The organism is Streptomyces alkaliphilus, from assembly GCF_014141535.1.
In the GTDB taxonomy this organism is placed as follows: domain Bacteria; phylum Actinomycetota; class Actinomycetes; order Streptomycetales; family Streptomycetaceae; genus Streptomyces; species Streptomyces alkaliphilus.
The window spans coordinates 1-3,119 of the sequence record NZ_VKHT01000621.1; the positions used below are offsets into that span (position 1 = coordinate 1).

Below are 3,119 nucleotides of genomic sequence, written 5' to 3' on the forward strand. Positions count from 1 at the left end.
CTCCCGGGGGCACCACCGGCGAGGAGCGGGCCGGGGTCTCCCGGCGCCGTCTGCTCGGCACCGCCGGTGCCGCCGGCGCCGCCGGATTGGCCGTCGGCGCCGGCGGCGGGCTGCTCGCCGGTCCGGTCGGCCGGGCGACCCCGGGGGCTCCCGGCGACACCACCCCGCTGTCCTCCGTCGGCGCCGCCCGTGTCGACTTCCACGGCCCCCACCAACCGGGCATCCTCGGTGCCGCCCGCGCGCACGCCGAGCTGCTCGCCTTCGACCTGCTGCCCGCCTCCGGGCGCGGTGAGGCGGCGGCCCTACTGCGCCGCTGGTCCCGGGCGGCCGGGGCGATGATGACGGGCGAGGCCCCCGACGCGGACAACGGCATCGCCGGCGGCACCGGCCCCTCCGGCCTGGCGGTCACCTTCGGCTTCGGCCACGACTTCTTCGACGCGGTCGGCCTGGCCGACGCCCGGCCCCGGGCGCTGGACCCACTGCCGGAGTTCTCCGCCGACGCCCTGGACCCGGAGCGCTCGGGTGGCCACCTGTGGATCCAGGTGGAGGCGGACGACCCGACCGTGGTCTTCCACGCGGTGCGCACCCTCCAGCGGGCCGCCGCCGACACCGCGCGGGTGCGCCACCGGATGGCCGGCTTCAACCGGGTGCCCGGCGCGGCCTCCGGGGAGTCGGGCCCGCGCAACCTGATGGGTCAGATCGACGGCACCAACAACCTCCGTCCCGAACAGGAGGACTTCGCGGACCGGGTGTTCGTGCCCGGCGACGGGGAGCCCGCCTGGATGGCCGGCGGCAGCTACGCGGTGGTGCGGCGGATCCGGATGCTGCTGGACGCCTGGGAGGAGCAGCCGCTCGAGGCGCGGGATCGGGTCCTGGGCCGTCGCCGGGTGGACGGGGCGCCGCTGACCGGCGGCGGGGAGACCACGCCGGTGGACCTGGGTGCCGTGGACGAGCGGGGCCGACCGGTGATCCCGGCCGACGCCCACGTGCGGGTGTCCGCGCCGGAGAGCAACGGCGGTGCGGCGATGCTGCGGCGCTCGTACTCCTACCACGACGGGTTCGCGGAGGACGGGTCGCCCGACGCCGGCCTGTTGTTCGTCTGTTGGCAGGCCGACCCGATGCTCGCCTTCGTACCCGTGCAGCGGAAGCTGGACCGGGGGGACGCGCTGTCGGCGTTCATCCGGCACGAGGCGAGCGGCCTGTTCGCGGTGCCCGGGGGCGCCGAGCCCGGCGGATATCCGGGGCAACGCCTGCTCGAAGGGTGAGATCGAGGGGGACGGGGCCGGCGGGAGCCGCTACCGTGGCGGCATGACTGCCGGCCGTTACACGTACCTGGGCCCGGAGGGCACCTTCACCGAGGCCGCGCTGCGCACCCTGCCGGAGGCCGCCACCCGCGAGCTGGTGCCGATGGTGTCGGTGCCCGCCGCGATGGACGCGGTGCGCAACGGCGAGGCGGGCGGTGCCCTGGTGCCGATCGAGAACTCGGTCGAGGGCGGGGTCACCGCGACGGTGGACGAACTGGCCTCCGGTGAACCGCTGTTGATCTACCGCGAGGTGCTGTTGCCGATCGCCTTCGCGCTGCTGGTGCGTCCCGGCACGGAGTTGGAGGCGATCAAGACGGTCACCGGGCACCCGGTGGCACAGCCGCAGGTGCGGCGGTGGCTGGAGCGGAATCTGCCCGAGGCGCAGTGGGAGTCGGCGGCCTCCAACGCCGACGGGGCACGCCTGGTGCAGGAGGGGCGCTACGACGCCGCGTTCGCCGGGGAGTTCGCCGCGGCGACGTACGGGTTGGAGCCGCTGGTCACCGACATCCACGACGCGCAACACGCGGTGACCCGCTTCGTGCTGGTGGGGCGGCCCTCGCGGCCGGCCTCGCCGACGGGGGCGGACAAGACCTCGGTGGCGCTGTGGTTGCGCTCGGACCGACCGGGCGCGTTGTTGGAGATCCTTCAGGAGTTCGCGGCCTGCGGGGTGAACCTCATGCGGATCGAGTCGCGGCCCACCGGTGAGGGCATCGGCCGGTACTGCTTCCAGATCGACTGCGAGGGGCACCTGGCGGATCGACGGGTGGGGGAGGCCCTGATGGGGCTGCACCGGCTCTGCTCGGAGGTGCGGTTCCTGGGATCGTACCCGCGCGCGGACGGGGTGCGTCCCGCCCTCGAGCCCGGTACCACGGATGGGGACTTCGTGGCGGCGGCGCAGTGGGTGCACCGCAGCCTGGACGGTCAGCCCGACGGGGCCCGTCCGCCACGCTGAGTCCCCCTCCCCACCGGTTTCCGGCAGTCCCGGAAGCCGGGTTCCCGGGGCCCCGACAGGTCCCGCGCGGCCCCCTCTTCGGGGCCCGCCGGGTACCGCTCGGCGGTGGGCCCCGTACGCGGCCGGTGCCGGAAGCCCGGCGGCGGGGGTGGTGCGGGGTGTCCCGACGCCCGGTCCCGGGCGTGCCCGGGGCTCTGCCCGGCCGCCTCCCGTACCTCCGGTCGTGCCGTCCGGCCGGCGGCGGATGGGCGTCCGACCGGCGAACTCTTCTCCGCCCGGGCTTTTCCGCGTGGTGAACAGACGGCGCCGAGTTTTCCACAGGAAGCTTCACCCGCCTGTGAATAAGTCCATGTTGACGAACTCAGAAAACGGACATTTCGCCCGTCATTCCCCAGGGTGACCGCGGATATCCCCAGCGTCGATTCCACACCTTCGCGTCAACCTGTTTTACTTGAGTCACCCCAAAGGGGGATGACAAAAGGGACAAAGCCGGAATTCCCCCAGGCAAACCGGGCGAATCACCATGAGCCGACCCACTGCCCCCGAGGTTTTCCACACCTTCGAGCGAAGCCCTGTGGAAAACCATGTGGACGATTCGCCGGCTGTGGATGTGCACGGAGGTCCGAGTGCCGGGAGCCCCGCCTCGGAACCGAGGATATCCCGCATAGTGTGCCATTCATGGACTTTCGCCACATGTCGCTCAAAATTCTCCAAATGGGCATAACGCCCAATTCTGTGAGCTTTCGTGGTACTCGGGGTTCTCGCGACTCCTCGGGTGATTCCGGCACACCCGGTGGTCCGACGGCCGCGGGGTCGCGCCGGAACACTTTCCGGTACCTCCTCCGCCCGCTCCCCCTCCGCTC

General features: G+C 72.9%; 2 protein-coding genes. Both read left to right on the forward strand.

Going from position 1 to position 3,119, the window contains the following annotated elements:
• On the forward strand, positions 1 to 1,265 hold a 1,265-nt coding region (gene efeB / locus FNQ90_RS17570), incomplete at its 5' end, for an iron uptake transporter deferrochelatase/peroxidase subunit (RefSeq protein WP_407699385.1).
• Positions 1,266 to 1,308: 43 nt separating this feature from the next.
• Positions 1,309 to 2,256: a prephenate dehydratase gene (gene pheA / locus FNQ90_RS17575; RefSeq protein ID WP_143620975.1), complete on the forward strand. Its 948-nt coding sequence runs from the start codon at positions 1,309 to 1,311 to the stop codon at positions 2,254 to 2,256.
• Positions 2,257 to 3,119 lie beyond the last annotated feature (863 nt).

Excerpts from the sequence above, each read along its gene's own strand:
- pheA (WP_143620975.1), top strand. The coding sequence starts at position 1,309 with ATGACTGCCGGCCGTTACACGTACCTGGGCCCGGAGGGCACCTTCACC.